17 protein-coding genes are annotated in these 20,831 nt (G+C 42.8%); 2 read left to right on the top strand and 15 right to left on the bottom strand.

Annotation, left to right across the window (positions count from 1 at the left end):
* Nucleotides 1–90: 90 nt before the first annotated feature.
* Complete coding sequence (gene fabB, locus PR683_RS06655) at nt 91–1,305, bottom strand: beta-ketoacyl-ACP synthase I (RefSeq protein ID WP_109911533.1); 1,215 nt, start codon at nt 1,303–1,305, stop codon at nt 91–93.
* Between the two features lie 201 nt (nt 1,306–1,506).
* Here fabB and mnmC point away from each other — a divergent pair, with 201 nt between their 5' ends.
* Complete coding sequence (gene mnmC / locus PR683_RS06660) at nt 1,507–3,546, top strand: bifunctional tRNA (5-methylaminomethyl-2-thiouridine)(34)-methyltransferase MnmD/FAD-dependent 5-carboxymethylaminomethyl-2-thiouridine(34) oxidoreductase MnmC (RefSeq protein ID WP_210850393.1); 2,040 nt, start codon at nt 1,507–1,509, stop codon at nt 3,544–3,546.
* A 4-nt stretch (nt 3,547–3,550) separates the two neighbouring features.
* On the opposite strand, the gene PR683_RS06665 is transcribed toward mnmC, so the two are convergent.
* The 11 genes from PR683_RS06665 to hutI form a co-directional block, all read right to left on the bottom strand.
* Nucleotides 3,551–4,066 (bottom strand): GNAT family N-acetyltransferase, encoded by a 516-nt coding sequence (locus PR683_RS06665; protein ID WP_109911531.1) that lies wholly within the window; start codon nt 4,064–4,066, stop codon nt 3,551–3,553.
* 72 nt (nt 4,067–4,138) lie between these two features.
* Nucleotides 4,139–4,411 (bottom strand): YfcL family protein, encoded by a 273-nt coding sequence (locus PR683_RS06670; RefSeq protein ID WP_004257217.1) that lies wholly within the window; start codon nt 4,409–4,411, stop codon nt 4,139–4,141.
* Between the two features lie 28 nt (nt 4,412–4,439).
* Nucleotides 4,440–4,988, bottom strand: a complete 549-nt coding sequence (locus tag PR683_RS06675) for an elongation factor P hydroxylase (protein ID WP_109911530.1) — start codon at nt 4,986–4,988, stop codon at nt 4,440–4,442.
* Nucleotides 4,989–5,005: 17 nt separating this feature from the next.
* Nucleotides 5,006–5,809 (bottom strand): TSUP family transporter, encoded by an 804-nt coding sequence (locus PR683_RS06680; RefSeq protein WP_004912371.1) that lies wholly within the window; start codon nt 5,807–5,809, stop codon nt 5,006–5,008.
* Between the two features lie 177 nt (nt 5,810–5,986).
* Complete coding sequence (aroC, locus tag PR683_RS06685; RefSeq protein ID WP_004912373.1) at nt 5,987–7,075, bottom strand: chorismate synthase; 1,089 nt, start codon at nt 7,073–7,075, stop codon at nt 5,987–5,989.
* Between the two features lie 115 nt (nt 7,076–7,190).
* Nucleotides 7,191–8,123 carry a 50S ribosomal protein L3 N(5)-glutamine methyltransferase gene (prmB, locus tag PR683_RS06690; protein ID WP_004912375.1) on the bottom strand — a complete coding sequence of 311 codons (933 nt, stop codon included), beginning with the start codon at nt 8,121–8,123 and terminating at the stop codon, nt 7,191–7,193.
* 213 nt (nt 8,124–8,336) lie between these two features.
* Nucleotides 8,337–9,728 (bottom strand): amino acid permease, encoded by a 1,392-nt coding sequence (locus PR683_RS06695; protein ID WP_004912378.1) that lies wholly within the window; start codon nt 9,726–9,728, stop codon nt 8,337–8,339.
* An 89-nt stretch (nt 9,729–9,817) separates the two neighbouring features.
* Nucleotides 9,818–11,350 carry a histidine ammonia-lyase gene (gene hutH / locus PR683_RS06700; RefSeq protein ID WP_109911528.1) on the bottom strand — a complete coding sequence of 511 codons (1,533 nt, stop codon included), beginning with the start codon at nt 11,348–11,350 and terminating at the stop codon, nt 9,818–9,820.
* 12 nt (nt 11,351–11,362) lie between these two features.
* Entirely contained in the window at nt 11,363–13,042 is a 1,680-nt protein-coding gene (hutU, locus tag PR683_RS06705) for a urocanate hydratase (protein ID WP_109911527.1), read from the bottom strand.
* Nucleotides 13,043–13,364: 322 nt separating this feature from the next.
* Nucleotides 13,365–14,102 (bottom strand): histidine utilization repressor, encoded by a 738-nt coding sequence (hutC, locus tag PR683_RS06710; RefSeq protein WP_042851623.1) that lies wholly within the window; start codon nt 14,100–14,102, stop codon nt 13,365–13,367.
* 264 nt (nt 14,103–14,366) lie between these two features.
* Nucleotides 14,367–15,605, bottom strand: coding sequence for an imidazolonepropionase (hutI, locus tag PR683_RS06715; RefSeq protein WP_117162401.1), 1,239 nt, complete (start codon nt 15,603–15,605; stop codon nt 14,367–14,369).
* 224 nt (nt 15,606–15,829) lie between these two features.
* Between hutI and smrB the strand changes: the two genes are divergently transcribed.
* Nucleotides 15,830–16,372, top strand: a complete 543-nt coding sequence (gene smrB, locus PR683_RS06720) for an endonuclease SmrB (RefSeq protein WP_004912393.1) — start codon at nt 15,830–15,832, stop codon at nt 16,370–16,372.
* Nucleotides 16,373–16,391: 19 nt separating this feature from the next.
* Here smrB and sixA read toward each other — a convergent pair whose 3' ends face one another.
* The 3 genes from sixA to fadI all read right to left on the bottom strand — a co-directional run bounded on the left by sixA (nt 16,392) and on the right by fadI (nt 20,760).
* Nucleotides 16,392–16,874: a phosphohistidine phosphatase SixA gene (gene sixA / locus PR683_RS06725; protein WP_004912397.1), complete on the bottom strand. Its 483-nt coding sequence runs from the start codon at nt 16,872–16,874 to the stop codon at nt 16,392–16,394.
* Between the two features lie 344 nt (nt 16,875–17,218).
* On the bottom strand, nt 17,219–19,441 hold the full coding sequence (fadJ, locus tag PR683_RS06730) for a fatty acid oxidation complex subunit alpha FadJ (RefSeq protein ID WP_272581724.1): 2,223 nt from the start codon (nt 19,439–19,441) through the stop codon (nt 17,219–17,221).
* On the bottom strand, nt 19,441–20,760 hold the full coding sequence (gene fadI / locus PR683_RS06735; protein WP_123382580.1) for an acetyl-CoA C-acyltransferase FadI: 1,320 nt from the start codon (nt 20,758–20,760) through the stop codon (nt 19,441–19,443). Before fadI ends, fadJ begins: the two co-directional genes overlap by 1 nt.
* Between the last annotated feature and the right edge of the window lie 71 nt (nt 20,761–20,831).

Below are 20,831 nucleotides of genomic sequence, written 5' to 3' on the forward strand. Positions count from 1 at the left end.
AATAAAACAACGATGAAATGATCAATTACTTTCACATAAAAAAACGAGAACCGAAGTTCTCGTTTATTCAATTAGTTAATCTGATACAAATTATGCTTTGTATTTGCTCATCACTAATGTGGCGTTAGTTCCACCGAAACCGAAACTGTTAGACATGACTGTTTCCAGCGCTTGCTCCGTTGGTTTAGTCACGATATTCAGGCCCGCTGCTTTCTCATCTAGATTTTCGACGTTAATGCTTGGTGCAATAAAGCCGTGTTCTAACATCAGCAAGCTGTAAATTGCTTCGTGGACACCCGCAGCACCTAATGAGTGACCGCTCATCGCTTTCGTTGCAGAAATTGCAGGAGAGTTAGCACCAAACACTTCCTGGATAGCTTCTAACTCTTTGGTGTCACCCACTGGCGTTGATGTACCGTGTGTATTGATATAATCAATTTTATCGACACCTTGCATTGCCATTTGCATACAGCGCACAGCACCTTCTCCTGATGGCGCAACCATGTCTGCACCGTCAGATGTAGCACCATAGCCAACGATTTCAGCATAGATATGCGCACCACGTGCTAACGCATGCTCTAACTCTTCAACGACGACGATACCGCCACCACCTGCGATAACGAAACCATCACGGTCTTTATCGTAAGTTCTTGATGCTTTGTCTGGAGTTTCATTGTATTTAGTCGACAATGCGCCCATCGCATCAAACTCACAGGTCATTTCCCAGCTCAGTTCTTCACCACCACCCGCAAAAACCACATCCTGTTTGCCTAATTGGATCAATTCAACGGCATGGCCGATGCAGTGCGCTGATGTTGAACAAGCAGAACTAATTGAGTAGTTTACGCCTTTGATTTTAAACGGTGTTGCTAAACAAGCAGAAATACCCGATGCCATTGCACGAGTCACCATATATGGGCCTACACCACGTAAACCTTTAGCACGCATACCGTCAGAACCCGCAACTTGATTACGTGGAGAACCACCACCGGAACCAACAACGATACCTGTACGTAAATTTGAAACTTGTTCTTCTGTTAAACCTGAATCCGCAACCGCTTGTTCCATTGATAAATAAGCATAGGCGGAGCAATCACTCATAAAACGGAAAATTTTACGGTCGATTAAGTCTTTCGGGTCTAAATTTTTGACATTACCCCAGACATGGCTACGTAGCCCTGCCTCTTTGAATTCTTCTGAGAAAGTGATCCCGGAACGACCTTCCTTCAAAGAAGCCAGTACTTCTTCCTGGTTATTACCAAGGCTGGAAACAATACCTAGACCAGTGATGACTGCACGCTTCATTCGTTACCTCATGACTATAATTATATGATTGCGGGATTACAGGTTGTCACTTTAGCTTACACTTGTACGCTGAACAAGTCCGATCAGGGTAAATATTTGTATTTTTTTCTTTGTGACGGGAATGAGTCTTTTTTATGACGGTAGCCTTACACCGATATCAGCGGTAAAATTTAGGAATTATATAAACAATGTAGGCTTATCGTGAAAAAGAACGCTGTACAAACCGCACGCCTAAGTTGGAATGACGAAGGCACTCCTATGTCTGAACAGTTTGCAGATATCTATTTTTCTAACCAAAATGGCTTAGAAGAAGCTCGCCATGTTTTTTTGCAAGGAAATCATTTTCCTGACCGCTTTGCGACGCACCCTCTTGCAACCTGTGTGATTGCCGAAACAGGGTTTGGTACGGGTTTGAATTTTTTAGCATTGTGGCAATCTTTTAAGCAGTTTAAAACCGAAAACCCAAACGCAACATTACAGCAATTACATTTCATCAGTTTCGAAAAATACCCTTTAACAAAAACAGATTTAATCGCTGCACATCGCTGCTGGCCTGAACTTGCTAGTTTATCGCAAATCCTTTGTGAAAGTTGGCCACAAGCCTTACCGGGTAATCAGCGGATCATTTTAGAAAATGGCCATATCATATTAGATTTATGGTTTGGCGATGTTAATGAGCAAATATCTTTACTAAAAAGCAATTTAAACAATAAGATAGATGCTTGGTTTTTAGATGGTTTCGCACCCTCAAAAAATCCCGAAATGTGGAGTGAACAGCTGTTCACTAACATGGCAACATTAGCTCGCCTTAATGGGACTTTTGCGACATTTACCGTGGCAGGTGCGGTCAAGAGAGGCCTGCAACAAGCTGGTTTCACCCTTAAAAAAGTCAAAGGCTTTGGTAACAAGCGAGAAATGTTAACCGGAGTATTAGCTGAAAAAGAAATTAATATCCCAACCCCTTGGTTCGCAAGACGAAAAGCAGACAACCCAACGGATGTTGCTATCATTGGCGGTGGGCTCGCCAGTTTAACGGCAGCCTACGCACTTCATAAGCGCGGTGCTAAAGTCACCTTATACTGCCAAGATGCCCAAGTTGCACAAAATGCTTCAGGCAATCGCCAAGGGGCTATTTATCCCTTACTCACAGGCAATAACGATCCACTTGAGCGCTTTTTTGTCAGCGCTTTCCCTTTTGCTTCTCGCTTTTACCATCAATTGGCGAAACAGGGGATCGTATTTGAGGGGCAATGGTGCGGTGTCAGCCAATTAGCGTATAACGACAAAGTAGCTCGTAAAATAGCGGGAATGTTAGAAACTGAGTGGCCTGACGATTTTGCTATTGGTAAGAATCGTCTACAATTGAGTGATATTTGCGGTGTTGATGTCAACCATGATGGCATTCATTATGCGTCTGGAGGATGGCTTTGCCCTGCCCAATTTTGTGAGAGTTTGCGGCAATATTTGCAGCAGAAAGGCGTTACCTTCTGTTTTGAACATAATGTGGTGGAATTAAAACAAACTGAACAAGATTGGCAATTATTGATTGAAACAGCGCCGCAAAAAGAGCTAACACGTGTTCACTCAACTGTCATTATTGCCAATGGGCACAAACTGCGCCAATTTGCTCAAACCATCAATTTACCTATCTCACCTGTGCGTGGGCAAGTGAGCCACATTCCTACCAATCACACCCTACAACAACTGAAAAATGTTCTGTGCTTTGAAGGGTATTTAACCCCTGCCGATACCTCTGGTACACAACATTGCTTAGGCGCTAGCTACCAACGTGAGCGACTTGATTTAGATTATAGTGAGGAAGAGCAACAAGGAAACCGCCAAAAACTGATTGATAACCTACCTGATGTAACTTGGCCTAGGGATATCGACATCTCGCAACAACATTCACGCCAAGGTATTCGTTGTGTTATTCGCGACCACTTTCCCTTATTAGGCAATGTGCCTGATTTTGAACAACATCTGGCGCATTACCATGATTTACCCAGCAAAATTGCCAAAGAGCAGCCTATTGCACTAGCGCCTGTGCACCCAAATTTATTTATTTTTGGGGCATTAGGGTCAAGAGGGTTATCCACTGCCCCCCTTTGTGCGGAATTGCTGGCTGCTCAAATTTTTGGACAAATACTCCCGCTCGACGATGAAACCCTTGCAGAATTGAACCCAAACCGTTTTTGGGTAAGGAAATTATTATTAGGTCGCCCTATTAAACTCCCTTATTAATACCTTATGTTAATGAGATAGCCATTGCACAACGGTCTTCAGCGGCAAACCCCGCCTCGACTTCAGACTGTAAAATAGCCTGTAACTCGGTGGTTAACTCATTAATTGCAAGAATTTTAAAACCTAAGCGTTGGTAATAAGGTGCATTCCAAGGCACATCACGGCAAGTGGTCAATGTCACTACCGTGATATTCCGTGCCAAAGCGGCATCAAGAACCTGCTTAATCAGCTTTTTACCCAAACCCTGCCCTTGCCATTGCTGGCAGACAGAAACCTCACAAATATGTAGGCTAGTATGATGATCTTCAGCATTGATAAAACCAATTGGTTCATCGCAATCATTCACCGCAACCCATTCTAATTGCTCGGAAATAAAATCGAGGTGGTCTTGCTCTGTTTGCCCATCACCTTCGGCAAGCCATTGATATTTTTCGATACTCGTGAATGTCTGCCCTGCAGAAATTTCCACGGCAGGAAGATGTTTGGCATCGAAGGGGGTTGCTAAACGAATATTCGCCATAATTTTTACTCACAACAAAATTTAGCTAACAAAAAAGCGGGTTTCCCCGCTTTCAATGTATAACATTACAAATTAAATTGCGTTATTTAATAAGTTTTTCCACATATCTAATACCAGTACTTGGTCTGGTGGTGTCAATTCGCCAGCTTTGATGGCATTTTGAATACTGACTTCGACACGTTGATATAATGCTTCAGAGCTGGTTTCGTTTTCTTCTTCCAGCTCAGCCACAGCAAGGGTTAAGTGACCACGCAAATAGCCGCCAGCGAAGAGTTCATCATCACTCGCGTGCTCAACCATATCATCAATCTTCGTTAGTATGCGTGTTTCTAAATCCGCAAGCATGCTTAATCCTTACTTAAATGTGTGTTCATTAGGCAAAAATATCTTCCGGATAAGGAAAAGCTTCTGCACAAAGAGGTGGCGTATTGTAAAACAATTGTAACGCATTAATAAAGCGTAATGGGCGTTCAGGGATACCATTTTCTAAATAAAGCATCACTTGCGCATGAACTTTGCGCATAAACGCAATGCGGTCAGGCTCAAAATCCCCTTCTAAGTTGTCACAACTGACATTAAATGGAATGCCAACAGCAACACAAAACAGCCAATCTAGCGCTTGAGGTTTAATCTCTACCACTTCAAACTCACACTGTGTTTTTTCATCTCGACCGTCTGGGCAATACCAATAGCCGTAATCGACTTGCTGGCGCCTTGCTTCCCCTGCGATACACCAATGTGAGATTTCATGCAGCGCACTGGTGAAAAAACCGTGTGCAAATACGATACGGTGATAAGGCACAGCCTCATCAGCAGGTAAATAAATGGGTTCATCATCCCCTTTTACCAGCCTGGTGTTATATGTCACACCAAAACATTCATCAAAGATATTGATTAGATCCTGATAATTATGTGTACTCATGAATAATTTAAATCATCTTAAAATAATGAGAGAAACCAAGCTTTAATCACGTCACCATGGCTATCATGGAGTAACTTAATACTCATCAGTAACGAAATCACCACGATCATTGGCCTGATCAGTTTTTGTCCTTTGGTTAAGACCAAACGCGCACCTAAACGAGCGCCAACCATTTGGCCGATTAGCATAACAAAACCTAAGGCCCAAAGAACATGACCCCCGATAATAAAGAATACTAAAGAGCCAAAATTAGAGGCAAAATTAAGTAACTTCGCGTGGGCGGTGGCTTTAGCAAGATTATAGCCGAGCAGCAGAACATAGCCTAACGCCAAAAATGAACCGGTTCCGGGGCCAAATGCACCATCATAAAAACCCAGTGTCATCCCAATTGCCACCCCGAAAAATGGCATGCTGATACGTTGTTGGCGGTCTTGCACACCGATTGATGGCGTTAATAAAAAGTATAAACCGACACAAATCACCAAGATAGGCAACAGTTGTTTTAAGAACGCGGTATCAATCATTTGAATGACAATCGCACCCAACATGGCACCAATCATGGTCATAATGAACGGAAACAATTGTTCTCGTAAATCTATAGCTTTGCGCCTGACAAAATAGAGTGTTGAAGAAAACGAACCGCCAACAGCTTGCAATTTATTGGTTGCTAACGCTTCAACTGGTGTGATTCCCACGGATAACAGAGCTGGGATCGTTAATAGCCCACCACCACCCGCGATGGAGTCAATAAACCCTGCAAATAGCGCAACAAAGAAGAGTAAAGCGTAAACTTCAGGAGCAACGGCTGTTAGCCAATCCATTTTACTATCCAAAGAGAAGAAATATCATGATGTTGATGTGAATATATCGCCAAACAGCTTTGGTAATATCACAACCTAGATGAGGTATTTTTAGGAGGCTTCATCCGAACCTTCATCATCAACAAAGCGACCTACTAGGCCGCTCCGTTGTCACTACATAAAACACAGTAAAACCGATTATTCAAACGGTTTCATTGCTGGCGTTACATCCGAGCACTGACCACGATGACGTAAATAGTGGTCCATTAGAACAATCGCCATCATTGCTTCTGCTATCGGCACTGCACGAATTCCCACACAAGGGTCATGACGCCCTTTGGTGATCATTTCAACTTCTTCGCCATCACGGTTGAGTGTTTTACCTGAAACGGTAATACTGGATGTCGGTTTTAACGCAATATGCGCAATAATAGGCTGGCTACTGCTAATACCGCCTAAGATGCCGCCTGCATGGTTTGATGTGAAACCATTACGGGTAATTTCATCACGGTTTTCACTGCCTTTGAGCGCAATAACACCGAAGCCATCACCAATTTCCACACCTTTCACTGCGTTAATACTCATCAACGCGTGAGCGAGATCGGCATCTAAACGGTCAAATACCGGCTCACCTAAGCCCGCAGGCACATGCTCTGCAATAACGGTAATTTTAGCGCCAATCGAATCACCTTCTTTCTTTAAACCGCGCAATAACTCATCAAGAGCCTCTAATTTGCTAGGATCTGGACAAAAGAATGGATTTTCTTCGACAATTGACCAGTCTTTAATTTCACATGCGACTGATCCCATTTGTGTTAAGCATCCATGAATTTGCACGCCAAGCTTTTCTTGTAAATACTTTTTCGCAATCGCACCTGCTGCAACACGCATTGCCGTTTCACGTGCTGATGAGCGACCACCACCACGATAATCACGCTGACCATACTTTTGTTCATATGTGTAATCTGCATGGCCGGGCCTAAACACGTCTTTGATTGCACCATAATCTTGCGAACGTTGGTCAGTGTTTTCAATGAGTAAGCCAATGCTAGTTCCGGTTGTCACACCATTAAAGACACCCGATAAAATCTTCACTTGATCAGGTTCACGGCGCGCAGTCGTATAACGTGATGTTCCCGGGCGACGACGGTCTAAATCTTTTTGTAAATCGGCTTCTGTCAATGCTAAACCTGGGGGAACCCCATCGACGATGCAACCTAATGCAACGCCATGTGATTCACCAAACGTGGTCACACGAAACAGTTGCCCAATTGAATTTCCTGCCATCGGAGTTTCCTATTCTAAGCCATTCTTGTTTTATCAAGAATTTTGGTTGTTAATTATTATATCGTTGTGTCGTTATTATTGATTACATGATCTTAGAACATCACGCAACTGTTGATTAATCGATATAAAGCTCAAAATGTGCGTGATGCTCAACAAGTTGTTCACGAGTTAACATAAACACACCATCACCGCCGTATTCAAAGTCCAGCCAAATAAATGGAATTTCAGGATATTGTTCAATCAGATGAACCATGCTGTTACCCACTTCACACACTAACACCCCTTCTTCCGTCAGAAAACGCGGTGCATTCGCTAAAATACGACGCACCAGTTTCAAACCATCACTTCCGGCAGCAAGTGCTAATTCAGGTTCGACACGAAACTCTTCTGGTAAATCGTCCATATCTTCCGCATCAACATACGGTGGATTTGTCACGATCAGGTCATATTTGACCTCTGGCATATCACGGAATAAGTCAGAGCGAATCGGTATCACCCGGTGATCTAAACCATGATTAGCAATATTTTGCTCAGCAACGCTTAGCACATCACTTGAAATATCAACCGCATCGACTTCTGCATCAGGGAATTCATAAGCACAAGCAATCGCAATACAACCACTTCCGGTACATAAATCAAGAATAGTTTGAGGTTCATCCGCCACCAAGCCAACAAAGTGATTATTGATTAATTCACCAATTGGCGAGCGAGGGATAAGCACTCGTTCATCAACATAAAATTCATGGCCACAGAACCATGAGCGATTAGTCAGATATGCAACCGGAATACGATCATTAATACGTCGCAAGACACGCTCAATAATGCGGTGGCGTTCTGTTGGCGTTAAGCGGGATGTTAATAGTTCATCGGGCAGGTCTAGAGGCAAGTAAAGTGTTGGTAACACCAATTGTAGCGCCTCATCCCATGGGTTATCTGTACCGTGACCATAGTACACATTGGCAGCATTAAAGCGGCTCATTGTCCAACGTAAAATATCTTGAATGGTATGAAGTTCTGCAACGGCTTCATCAACGAAAATCTTTTCCAAGAAGGGGTTCTCCAGCCTGTATTTTGAAAGGGAATATATGAATAGCTAAAGTTTGCCACGAAGTGAAAGACAAATCAGCAGATTAATGTAATAAAATTTGCTGAGGAAATCTGGTTATCGCGCTTATTGAAGCATATTTGGTCGTAAAAACGCCCTTTATTTTAGCTAAAGGGCGTGAAGAAAAATAACCAGTTCAGTAAAGAAGTCACGATACTAACTTTCGTTTTGCAGTACCACTTCCGCCTCTTTCGCTGGCTTTTTTACCCAAAGTGCATAGGCGATAGTCAGCAATACTAACCAAACAACGCCGACATATAATGCAATTCGTGTCGATTCAAAATATCCCAAAACACCAAAAACAAATACCATAAATGCGATGGCTAAAATAGGAGCAACAGGCCACATAGGTACAGGAAATTTTAATTGGCTAATTTCTTCTGGCGACATTTTTTTGCGCATTGCAAACTGCGACAGTAAGATCATCAACCATACCCAAATCGTTGCAAAAGTCGCAATTGACGCAATCACCACAAACACATCATCAGGGATGACATAGTTCAATACCACACCCACCAGCAATACCGCGACCATCACTAATACCGTCATCCAAGGCACACCATTTTTTGTCAGCTTAGTAAAGGCTTTCGGTGCTTGTCCTTCATGTGCCATGCCATACATCATACGCCCAGCACCAAAGATATCGCTGTTAATTGCCGAAATTGCCGCAGTGATCACCACAATATTTAAGATATTCGCTGCAGATTGAATACCTAAGCTATCGAAAATTTGCACAAACGGGCTACCTTGCTGCCCAATTTGGTTCCATGGGTAAATGCACATCAAGACAAATAAAGTCAGGACATAAAACAGTAAGATACGAATTGGCACGGCATTAATCGCTCTTGGAATCGTGGTTTCAGGGTTTTTCGCTTCACTCGCTGTAATGCCAATAACTTCAATTCCCCCGAACGCAAACATCACCACGGCAAAGGACGCAATCACCCCACCAATACCATTTGGCATAAACCCATCGTGAATAAATAAGTTTGATACCCCAACCGCATGATCAGCCGCTTGGCCAAAACCAAACATCATAATAGCGGCACCACCAACAATCATCGCAATAATCGCGATAACTTTAATGATTGACAGCCAAAATTCCATTTCGCCGAAAGTTTTCACATGGCATAAGTTTATTGCACCAATAAAGAAAATAATGCTCAATACCCAGATCCACTGCGCAACCTCAGGAAACCACAGTTTCATATACACACCAAATGCTGTCACGTCCGCCAAGCAAACAATGAGCATTTCAAAAACATAAGTCCAACCCGCAAAAAAACCGGCTCTAGCCCCTAAATAATGGCTAGCGTACTGTGAGAACGATCCCGCAAGTGGCCGGTGGACGGCCATTTCACCCAGTGCTCTCATGACCATAAATACAGCGGCACCGCCGATAATATAAGCGAGTAATACCGCAGGCCCAGCGGTTTCTATTGCTTTAGCTGAACCATAAAATAAACCTGTACCAATCGCAGAACCTAAAGCCATAAATCGAATGTGACGCGCAGAAAGCCCTCGCGCAAGTTGTGATGTGCTTTGCATGATTTATCCTTCGTATTATTTTATTGTCGTGCAGATAAATACTTCAGGTGGCCAGTACATTGCCGACCACCTTTTATTTGCTTGATAAACTAGTTAGGGAAAACGGCGCCAGCCTTGAACAGCGCAGACAGTTTATATTGGTTAATTAAATTAATTGCCGCTTCAATATCAGGGGCAAAATAACGGTCTTTATCATAGTAAGCCACTTGGTCACGCAGTGTTTTACGTGCCTTCTCCAAGGTTTCACTCGACTTCAAACCTTCACGGAAATCCATTCCCTGACACGCTGAAAGCCATTCAATAGCTAAAATACCCGTGACATTTTTTGCCATTTCCCATAAACGACGACCCGCCGCAGGCGCCATCGATACGTGGTCTTCTTGGTTGGCTGATGTCGGCAGGCTATCAACACTCGAAGGGTGGGCTAATGCTTTGTTTTCACTCGCTAATGCAGCCGCAGTGACTTGAGCTATCATAAATCCTGAGTTAACCCCTCCGTTATTCACTAAGAAAGGTGGCAACTGTGACATATGGGTATCCATCAGTAATGCAATGCGACGTTCGGATAACGCACCGATTTCTGCTAATGCCAGCGCAATATTATCGGCTGCCATAGCAACAGGTTCTGCATGGAAGTTACCGCCTGAAATAATATCGCCATTATCGGTAAAGACTAACGGGTTATCCGACACAGCATTCGATTCAATTAATATCACTTCAGCAGCTTGGCGAATTTGGGTTAAACAAGCGCCCATCACTTGCGGCTGACAACGTAATGAATAGGGGTCTTGCACTTTCACACAGTTTTCATGGGACTTCGCCAATTCACTGGTCGGTGATAAAACATCACGGAACATCGCCGCAACATCAATTTGCCCTTTTTGTCCTCGAACCTCTTGAACTCGAGCATCGAAGGGTTTGCGAGAGCCCAGTGTGGCTTCAACACTCAGCGCACCACAAACAATGCCAGATAGCAGCAATTTTTCTGCCTCAAATAACCCTTTCAACGCGAAAGCCGTCGATGTTTGCGTGCCGTTTAATAAGGCTAAACCTTCTTTGGCTTCCAATTTTAGAGGTGCTAACCCCGCTTTTTCTAACGCTTTTTTCGCTGAAATCCATTTGCCTTCATAACGCGCCTTTCCTTCGCCTAACAGAATTAAACTCATATGAGCCAATGGTGCTAAGTCGCCAGAAGCCCCCACTGACCCCTTCGCAGGAATAAATGGATAAACTTGCGCATTCACTAATGCGATCAAGGCATTAATAACTTCAAGGCGGATCCCTGAAAAACCACGAGCTAAGCTATTAATTTTGAGTACCATGATTAAGCGCACGAGGTCATCATCTAACGGTTCACCCACACCAGCAGCGTGAGACATCACAATAGATCGTTGTAATGATTGCAAATCTTTAGTCGCAATACGCGTATTAGCAAGTAAACCAAAGCCGGTATTGATACCATAAGCGGTTCTATCTTCTTCAATAATTTTATTGACCGTCGCAACACTTTTCTCGATAGCACCGTGAGCGCGTTTATCTAATGCCACTGTTACCGATTGTTGGAAAACAATACGCAGGTCTTCGAGTGTCATTTTTCCTGGGTGAATAGTTAACTTAGTCATTAATGGCACTCCTTAACGTGTTTTAATCATCGGTAAATTAAGATTTTTTTCCTGCGCACATGCGATAGCTATGTCATAGCCTGCATCGGCATGGCGCATGACACCAGTTGCAGGGTCATTGTGCAATACTCGGGCAATGCGCTCTGCTGCTTCATCCGTTCCATCACACACAATTACCACTCCAGAATGCTGAGAGAAGCCCATACCTACGCCACCACCGTGATGTAAAGATACCCACGTCGCCCCACTGGCTGTGTTTAATAACGCATTGAGTAATGGCCAGTCTGAAACTGCATCAGAACCATCTTTCATTGATTCCGTTTCACGATTTGGGCTGGCCACTGAACCTGAATCTAGGTGATCACGGCCGATAACAATCGGCGCTGAAACCTCACCGCTTCTTACCATCTCATTGAATGCCAAACCTAATTTAGCGCGATCCCCAAGGCCAACCCAGCAAATACGCGCTGGCAACCCTTGGAAACTAATACGTTCACGAGCCATATCCAACCAGCGATGCAAGTGCTTATCATCCGGCAGCAGCTCTTTCACTTTCGCATCTGTTTTATAGATATCTTCAGGATCTCCTGATAACGCAACCCAGCGGAATGGACCAACACCGCGACAAAATAGCGGGCGGATATAAGCAGGTACAAAACCGGGGAAATCAAACGCATTTTCTACGCCCATTTCCAGTGCCATTTGGCGGATATTGTTTCCATAATCAAAGGTGGGAATGCCTTGCTGTTTAAATGCCAGCATCGCTTTAACATGTTCAGCCATAGATTTTTTTGCAGCCAATGCAGTGGCTTGCGGGTCTTGAACACTGCGTTCACGGTACTCTTCCCAGCTCATACCAATGGGTAAGTAACCATTCAAAGGGTCATGAGCACTTGTCTGATCGGTCACCATATCCGGTTTCACCCCACGTTTGACAAGCTCAGGAAGAATTTCAGCGGCATTGGCGCATAGTGCAATAGAAATGGCTTTTCCTTCCGATGTGTATTTTTTCAGACGCGCTAACGCATCATCAAGGTCAGTCGCTTGTTCATCCACATAGTGAGTTCTTAAACGGAAATCGATACGGCTTTGTTGGCACTCAATGTTCAATGAGCAGGCCCCCGCCAGTGTGGCAGCAAGAGGTTGGGCTCCCCCCATTCCACCAAGCCCTGCAGTTAAGACCCAACGCCCAGTTAAATCACCGTTAAAGTGCTGGCGAGCGGCTTCCACAAAGGTCTCATACGTCCCTTGAACAATGCCTTGGCTGCCGATATAGATCCAGCTACCTGCGGTCATTTGCCCATACATGGCAAGGCCTTTCGCATCTAATTCATTGAAATGCTCCCAGTTTGCCCAATGTGGTACCAGATTTGAATTGGCGATTAAAACACGTGGCGCATTTTCATGGGTTTTGAAAACACCGACAGGCTTACCTGACTGAACCAGCAGTGTTTCATCGCTCTCAAGCTGCTTCAGGGACTCGACAATTTGGTCATAGCATTGCCAATTACGTGCTGCACGCCCAATACCGCCATATACCACTAATTCATGAGGGTTTTCTGCAACATCCGGGTCAAGGTTATTCATTAACATGCGTAGTGGCGCTTCTGTCAGCCAACTTTTGGCATTTAATGTATTCCCTCTCGGTGCCCTAATTTCGATATTTCGATATTTATTATTCAATGCTGTCACTTGTATACCCTCTTTTATCTGTCCATTAGCTACCTTTCTTGTTCCTATAGATATAGTTGTATATACATGTACGATCAATTAATCTTTTAACATAAAGATTAAAAAAATATGATATAAAAATATTTTTAATCAAATAAAACAATGGAATAAATAAATCACCTGATATTTTGCTGTATTTTCTTTATTCTAAATCTGCATACTAGATCACATTTGATTTACAATAAATTCACACAAAATAGGTAAAGAAGGCATGCACTCGAGATGATAAGCGGAAAATATGCTTTATATCGTTCCGCCCATACTTTGACGTGGTGAAAAAAACTTATGACGTGAAACTGCCTTTCAGCTTATAACGATGACCCGGGAACAATAATTTTGTACTTGTCACCGTAAAGGACTGAGACCAAGTACGTCTTGTAATTAACAAGCAAGATGCACCTGTATTAATTTGCAATAACCTCGCGGAACGTTCATCTGCCTCCACGGCCTCCACAATATGCTCCCCTTGTGTTAAAGGAGCAACTTGAGACAAATAATCATGTGGTGTAATCGATAAAAAATTTTGCTGTAAGTAATCCGGAGCCGCTAACGCATTGACATATCTGTCTTCAATTTGAACAGGAACATCATTCTCTAAATGGACAATAATCGAATGAAACACCATGGTATCTGGGCTGATATTTAACTCATTTGCGAGCGCAGGTGACGCTTGAATTTCTTCGAGCTTAATTATCCTACAGCTGTATTTGTGGTTTCTTGCCAGTATTTCCGCTTCAATACTGTGTATTTCAAATAGTGCAGATTGCCCTTTTGGCTCAGCCACAAAGGTTCCCACACCTTGCAAGCGAACCAATAACCCTTCAGCGGTTAATTCACGTAGTGCTCGGTTAGCCGTCATTCGACTACATTGAAACTGTGTCACGAGCTCAGACTCGGATGGAATACGGTCATTTGCTTGCCATTCTGCGGTGTGGATCTTTTCAATTATTGATTGTTTTACTTGCAAATATAGCGGGAGCGGTGCCCCTTGTTTATCCTTTTTATCGGCTGTCACAGTCATTTCCAATTTAATGATTAAAATCTTAAGTATTAATATGCTATTCGTTGAATAGCATACAACACGACCTTAGTGCTATCGGACATTTTTTATCCTGACAGTCGCGAATAAAAACATCATGCTTAATTATTAAGCATTAACATAATTAAACGATGCAATTTTAATAAAAACAAACAAAAAACAGCAAACTTTTAGGGTCAAAAGCGGCAAACAACCTCATTCACCGCTATTCATTATTGTTATAGTTAAAACAGCGACTCACCCATTTCACCCATTACGATGGGTAATTTTGCCTTCATGTACTCTGATGAACAGTGGGTTACTCCCTTGTTCATAAATCATTTCTACGGGCTCTTGCGCATTCCACACAACAAAATCCGCAATAAAGCCCGCTTTCAATTGTCCATGGCTATTTTCACGGCCTAACGCTTTAGCCGCGTTACGTGTCACCCCAGCCCATATCTCTTCAGGTGTCAGTTTAAATAATACGGCCGCCATATTCATAATAATACGCAATGAGGCAAAAGGACTGGTTCCTGGGTTAAAATCTGTTGAAACCGCCATAGGAACGTCATGTTCCCGTAACAGCTCAATTGGTGGTAGTTTGGTTTCCCGTAAAAAATAAAATGCCCCCGGTAATAAGACGGCTACGGTTCCGCTCGCTTTAAGTGCTTTAATCCCTTCTAGGTCCAAATATTCAATATGGTCAACCGACAAACCTTTGTAGCGGGCAACCAGTTCGCTCCCACCTAAGTTTGATAACTGCTCCACATGCCCTTTTACTGGGATCCCTAATTTCTGAGCCGCTGAAAATAACTTTTCACTTTGAGCGAGGGAAAACCCCACACTTTCACAGAAGACATCTACTGCCTCAAACAAGCCTTTTTCCCATAATTCAGGCATGATTTTTTGGCAAATCAAATCAATATATTCATCAGGTTTATCTTTATATTCAGCGGGGACGGTGTGAGCAGAAAGCAATGTTGAACTGACTGAAATAGGATATTGTGCAGATAACTGCTTTGCGACTAATAATTGTTTCTCTTCATTTTCATAGTCGAGCCCATAGCCTGATTTCATTTCAATACTTGTGACACCTTCTTGAATTAATGCTTCGAGCCTTGGCTTTGCCCGCTCAAATAATTCGTTCTCGCTCATTTTGCGGGTTTCACGTACAGTCGAATTAATTCCGCCACCTTGCGCACTAATAGTTTCATAAGAAACCCCATTCATTCGCTGTTCCCATTCAGAAGCTCGGTCACCGCCAAAAACTAAATGTGTATGGCAATCGATTAATCCAGGGGTTATTAATTTACCTTCAACATCAATAAGTTCGCAGTCATTCAATTCAATATTTTGAGTAGGAACAATTGCAACTATTTTATTATCACGAACAACTAAATCATGGTGATTAATCAGTCCATAAGGAGCTGATAGTACTGGGTCCATAGTGGCAATACGGCCATTACGCCAAACGACATCCCGAGAGTGTGTTTTGAATACCATCGTTTTTCCTATTGTTGTTGAATTCAGTTTTATTCATTGCATTAATAAATCGTATAGATATGTATATACAATTAGACTAGCAAGTCCCCTTTTGTCAATGCTTACCTGTAAAAAGGTTATAAATATGTTACTTCGCACGAACAATCTACGATTATCACCATTCATCAAAAATGAGTTACACTACCAACCAGAAAAATTAATCACAAAAACATATTAGTAAAATTATGAAGAAAAAATTTGGTCTAGAAGATGAAGATATTCGTCTTTTCAAAGAAGCCATTAATGGAGCAAAAAAAATCCGTCAGGACCAAGTCCTGCACGCACCTGTCCGCGCCAAAGTGACACAACCATCTAATAAAAAAGTCATACAGGAACAGGTTGACGCCTCCTTTTATTTTTCAGATGAATTTCAACCTCAACTTGAAAATGAAGGCCCAACGCGTTATTTAAGGCCCGATGCTAACCCTTATGAATTAAAAAAACTTCGCCGCGGTGATTACGCTCCGGAGTTGTTTTTAGATTTACATGGCTTAACACAAATGGAAGCAAAGCAAGAAATTGGCGCGCTCATTGCGGCCTGTAAGCGTGAAAATGTCTATTGCGCCTGCATTATGCACGGCCATGGTAAACATGTTTTAAAGCAGCAAACACCACTTTGGCTTGCCCAACATCCTGATATTATTGCTTTTCACCAAGCACCTAAAGAATGGGGCGGTAATGCAGCCTTATTGCTGCTTATAGAAACTGCTGAGAGCGCTCGCCGCTAAGCGCTCATGTTGTTCTGTATTATTTAGCAAATAGCAATTGAGATGGGCTCAACATCCATTCAAACTGACTTTTTTGATGAGCCACATCAATGTCAACACATGCCACTGTTGATGTCGTGAACATCGGTGGTTCTTTATGTGGGCACAACTCCGACACTAAATAGCCAACCAGTGGCAAATGAGATACAACCAATATCGCATTTGCGCCTAGCACAGCAACATCCCGAATATGGTCAGCCACAAATGCGGCATTCCCTCCTGGCGTTAATTGCCCTAAAACTTCTGACTTTGCTGGCAAATCAAGGTGCTGGCTCACAACTTGCCGAGTTTGTTCTGCTCTTAAATAGGGGCTCACTAACACCGAATCAATTTTAATACCTTGATTCTGTAGCCATTGAGCCATCAATACTGAGTCGTCTTTTCCCTTTTGTGTCAATGGGCGCTCAGCATCGCTAGGCGCGTGTATCGCTGCATCACCGTGACGCATAATATAAACTTGCATAATCCACCATCTGAGTAACCTACCTGATTAAGGAGGTTATTCTTTTGTTGTTAAGCTAATTGTTGTAAAAGTAACCATCAGTTGGGGTGAAATGTGATTCTGCATGAAATGATCAACAAAGAAAATGATTTGAGTAAATTTTTGTGTATGTTTTTTTAGCAGTCCATGTCGCATGTTAAATTTTAGTATTTATTATCAATTAGTTAAATTTAATATAATGATTTATTCTAATCATACGAGCTTTACGTAAAAGAGCCTGATAACCAAAAATATGTTTGGTATCAGGCATTGATTGGTTTTATTAAAAAAGCAACAAACAGCTAATAGGCTAGCTTACCGCGCCATTATTGTTCATTACTTGGTTTTATTACATCAACCCCACCTTCTACATTGGTAGAAAAAAAGGTTCGATTATTCTCTGCCATGTCACATAGCAATTCACAAGGCTGGAATTTATCACCATATTTCACGGCGAGGTTATTCAGAGTTTCCACCGTTTTTGCAATCCCTAGGCTATCCATATACCTAAACGGACCACCAAAGAAGGGCGGGAAACCGATACCAAATACCGCTCCCACATCCCCATCACGAGCATTTCTAATGATGTTTTCATCAAGGCAGCGGGCAGCTTCGTTAAGCATCATCATGACACAGCGCTGTGCAATATCCGCTTTAGTCAGTTTATTGTTGGGAACCATTTCAATTAGTGAATAAATGGTTTTATCAACTTGACGTTTACTGGCTTTTTTCCAAAACCACAACTTATTGGTGTGATGACCATATTCATAAAAACCTTTGCCGTTTTTCTTACCTTTACGGTCATCTTTAACCACTTTGTCGAGGATATCAGGCGCCTTAAAACGCTCACCAAAACGTTCAACTAAAATCGGTAAAATTTTTGTTCCTACATCAATGCCCACTTCATCCAACAAATTAAATGGCCCAACAGGGAAGCCAAATTCAACTAAAGCACGATCAATGTGTTCTATTGATTCACCTTCAACAAGGCATTGCGCTGCTTCACATAAGAATGGCGCTAAAATGCGATTTACATAGAAACCTGCATCATCCCCCACAACAATCGCTGTTTTACCTTGGCGTTTTGCTAAAGCAACCACTGTCGCAATTGTAGTTTCATCTGTTTGTTGATGAGGGATCACTTCAACTAAAGGCATTTTATCGACGGGACTAAAATAGTGTAAGCCAATCACTTTTTCGGGATGAATCGCTTTCTGTGCAATTTGGTGAATAGGTAAAGATGATGTATTAGAAGCAAAAATAACTTGCTGTTTCGACATCTTCTCAACTTCAGCAACCATTTTTTGTTTCAGTGCTAAATCTTCAAATACCGCTTCAATCACGATGTCCGCATTTTCAAGCCCTTGATAATTTAATGTGCCTGATACCTTAGCCATAACAGCTGCACGTTCTCGGGCTAATAACCGCCGCTTGATAACTCGCTGGGTCAGTAGATCCCAGCTATAGCGCAAGGCCTGTGTGACGCCTTTGTCTGAAATATCTTTTATGCGGACGGGTAATTTACCTTGAAAAGCGGTGACATAAGCAATTCCACCGCCCATCAACCCGCCACCAAGCACACCAACTTGATTAATCTTCAATGGCGTTGCTTGTGCCCCTGTGTCATTTTTTAATGCGGTAACCGCAAAAAATAAATTACGTAATGCAGCAGACTCTGGTGTCATCACGAGCTCACCGAAAGCTTTCGCTTCTTCCGCATAGCCTGCTTGCAAACCTTTATTCATACCTGTTTTTACGACATGAATAATTTTTTCTGGGGCTGGATAATGGCCTTTAGTTTTGCTGAGTGTTTTTTGTTTGGCACTCTCAAACACTTTATTACGTAGTAATTTGCTGCTTAATAAACGCTGTTGCCAATGGATAGCTGGACGCTGAACGCCCCCTTTTTTCACCATTTTCACCGCAACGTCGAGTAAAATAGGCTCTGGAACCACATCATCAACCAACCCTATTTTCAGCGCCTGTTTAGCTTTTAGCTGGCGGCCTATCAGCATTAAATCCAATGCATGCGGAATACCAATCAACCGAGGTAAACGCTGAGTTCCCCCGGAGCCAGGTAATAGCCCCAATTGTACTTCAGGCAAGCCTAATTTCGTTTTATCATCATTGGAGCAAACCCGCGCATGACATGCCAAAGCAAGCTCTAGCCCACCCCCTAAACACGCACCATGTATCGCAGCAATAATAGGCAATGGGTAGTTATCGATTTTATCAAACAGTACATGACCTGCTTTTGACAATTCACTGGCTTGGGACTTATTTTCACAGCCTGCTATCATGCTAATGTCAGCGCCTGCAATAAAATTGTCTTTTTTTCCTGAGGTAATAACTAGCCCTTTCAAACCAGAGGTAGACTGCGCTTGTTGTAAAATCGCCAGAAATTGTTCCGCAAACTCCGCTTTTAGTGTATTTACTTTTTCATTGGGGACATCAATGAAGATAACCCCCACATTCTCGTCATAAATTTCTAAGCTAAAGGCCTGTTGTGTTTTTTCTCTTGTAACTTCTATAGCAGAATTTTGAGCCATTATTCCACCTCTAAAATCATTGCTGCACCTAAACCACCCGCAGCACAAGCTGTTGTTAACCCAAACCCACCACCGCGTCTACGTAACTCATTTAAAGTTTGTGTCACCATTCGTGCGCCTGTAGCCGCAAATGGGTGCCCATAAGCAATAGAACCGCCTAAGACATTAAATTTGTCCATATCCACTTCGCCAATGGCGTGATCCATTCCCAGTTTCTCTTGTGCGAATTTACGGCTACCAAACATGTGTAAATTAGCAAGTGTTTGCGCAGCAAAGGCCTCATGCATGTCAATCAGGGATAGATCTTGCAACGATAACCCTGCACGTTTTAAAGCGAGTGGAGTAGCATAAGAAGGCCCTAATAGCATATCTTCCCATACGTCTATTGCGGAAAACGCATAACTTCGAATATAGCCAAGCGGTGTATAACCCAGTGATTTCGCTCGAGACTCTGTCATCATCAATACCGCAGCGGCGCCATCCGTCAACGGCGTGCTGTTTGCTGCAGTAACGCTACCGTGCTTGCGGTCAAATGCGGGTTTTAATTTCGCATAAGAAGACAAAACTGAGTTTGTACGCACATTGTTATCTTGGGAAAATGCTTGCTTAAAGGGAGGCATATAGGCAGTCATAACTTCATCATTTAAAACGCCATTTTCCCAAGCTTTTGCCGCTAACATATGCGAACGATGAGCGAGTTCATCTTGCTGGGCTCGGCTGATCTGATAACTTTTCGCCATTTGCTCCGCGGTATCCCCCATGCGTAGCCCCGTAGAGTATTCCGCAACACCCGGTGCGACAGGCGCTAAATCCTTCAAGCGTAATTTCGTTAACAGTGATAATTTTTGTCCAACAGACTTTGCTTTACTTAAAGCTAACAATGTCTCTGCCAATTTTTTTGATACGCCAATAGGAAGCACAGAAGATGAATCCGCCCCGCCAGCAATACCGATAGAAATATCACCTACCATCATGCTTTGTGCAACATTAACAATTGCTTGAAAACTAGTTGCACACGCTCGAGATACACTATAAGCATCCGTCGAAACGCTCATACCTGTTCCGAGAACAATTTCCCTCGCAATATTAGGCGCTTCTGGCATTTGTACCACTTGCCCAAATACCAGTTGCTCAATGAGGTTTTTGTCTAAATCACTACGGGCTAATAACTCAGCAACTACCGCTTTACCTAAATCGACTGCTGGAATTCCTGCATATGCCGTAGATTGCTTTGCAAAAGGCAAGCGTAGACCACTGACAATGGCGATCCTTTCATTTGTTTTATCTGTATTTTCACCATGGTGGAGATGTTGATTCATGGTCGCTCCTGCTAAAGCAAAAATGAAAATTATAGTTAACTCACTCACTAACCGGATAAAGAGGTCTGACC

The organism is Providencia sp. PROV269 (assembly GCF_028477785.1).
GTDB lineage: Bacteria > Pseudomonadota > Gammaproteobacteria > Enterobacterales > Enterobacteriaceae > Providencia > Providencia rettgeri.

Excerpts from the sequence above, each read along its gene's own strand:
- PR683_RS06670 (WP_004257217.1), bottom strand. The coding sequence starts at position 4,411 with ATGCTTGCGGATTTAGAAACACGCATACTAACGAAGATTGATGATATG.
- fabB (WP_109911533.1), bottom strand. The coding sequence starts at position 1,305 with ATGAAGCGTGCAGTCATCACTGGTCTAGGTATTGTTTCCAGCCTTGGT.
- fadJ (WP_272581724.1), bottom strand. The coding sequence starts at position 19,441 with ATGGCTCAAAATTCTGCTATAGAAGTTACAAGAGAAAAAACACAACAG.
- sixA (WP_004912397.1), bottom strand. The coding sequence starts at position 16,874 with ATGCAAGTTTATATTATGCGTCACGGTGATGCAGCGATACACGCGCCT.
- aroC (WP_004912373.1), bottom strand. The coding sequence starts at position 7,075 with ATGGCAGGAAATTCAATTGGGCAACTGTTTCGTGTGACCACGTTTGGT.
- PR683_RS06695 (WP_004912378.1), bottom strand. The coding sequence starts at position 9,728 with ATGCAAAGCACATCACAACTTGCGCGAGGGCTTTCTGCGCGTCACATT.
- smrB (WP_004912393.1), top strand. The coding sequence starts at position 15,830 with ATGAAGAAAAAATTTGGTCTAGAAGATGAAGATATTCGTCTTTTCAAA.
- PR683_RS06680 (WP_004912371.1), bottom strand. The coding sequence starts at position 5,809 with ATGGATTGGCTAACAGCCGTTGCTCCTGAAGTTTACGCTTTACTCTTC.
- PR683_RS06675 (WP_109911530.1), bottom strand. The coding sequence starts at position 4,988 with ATGAGTACACATAATTATCAGGATCTAATCAATATCTTTGATGAATGT.
- hutH (WP_109911528.1), bottom strand. The coding sequence starts at position 11,350 with ATGACTAAGTTAACTATTCACCCAGGAAAAATGACACTCGAAGACCTG.
- hutC (WP_042851623.1), bottom strand. The coding sequence starts at position 14,102 with ATGACTGTGACAGCCGATAAAAAGGATAAACAAGGGGCACCGCTCCCG.
- hutI (WP_117162401.1), bottom strand. The coding sequence starts at position 15,605 with ATGGTATTCAAAACACACTCTCGGGATGTCGTTTGGCGTAATGGCCGT.
- PR683_RS06665 (WP_109911531.1), bottom strand. The coding sequence starts at position 4,066 with ATGGCGAATATTCGTTTAGCAACCCCCTTCGATGCCAAACATCTTCCT.
- fadI (WP_123382580.1), bottom strand. The coding sequence starts at position 20,760 with ATGAATCAACATCTCCACCATGGTGAAAATACAGATAAAACAAATGAA.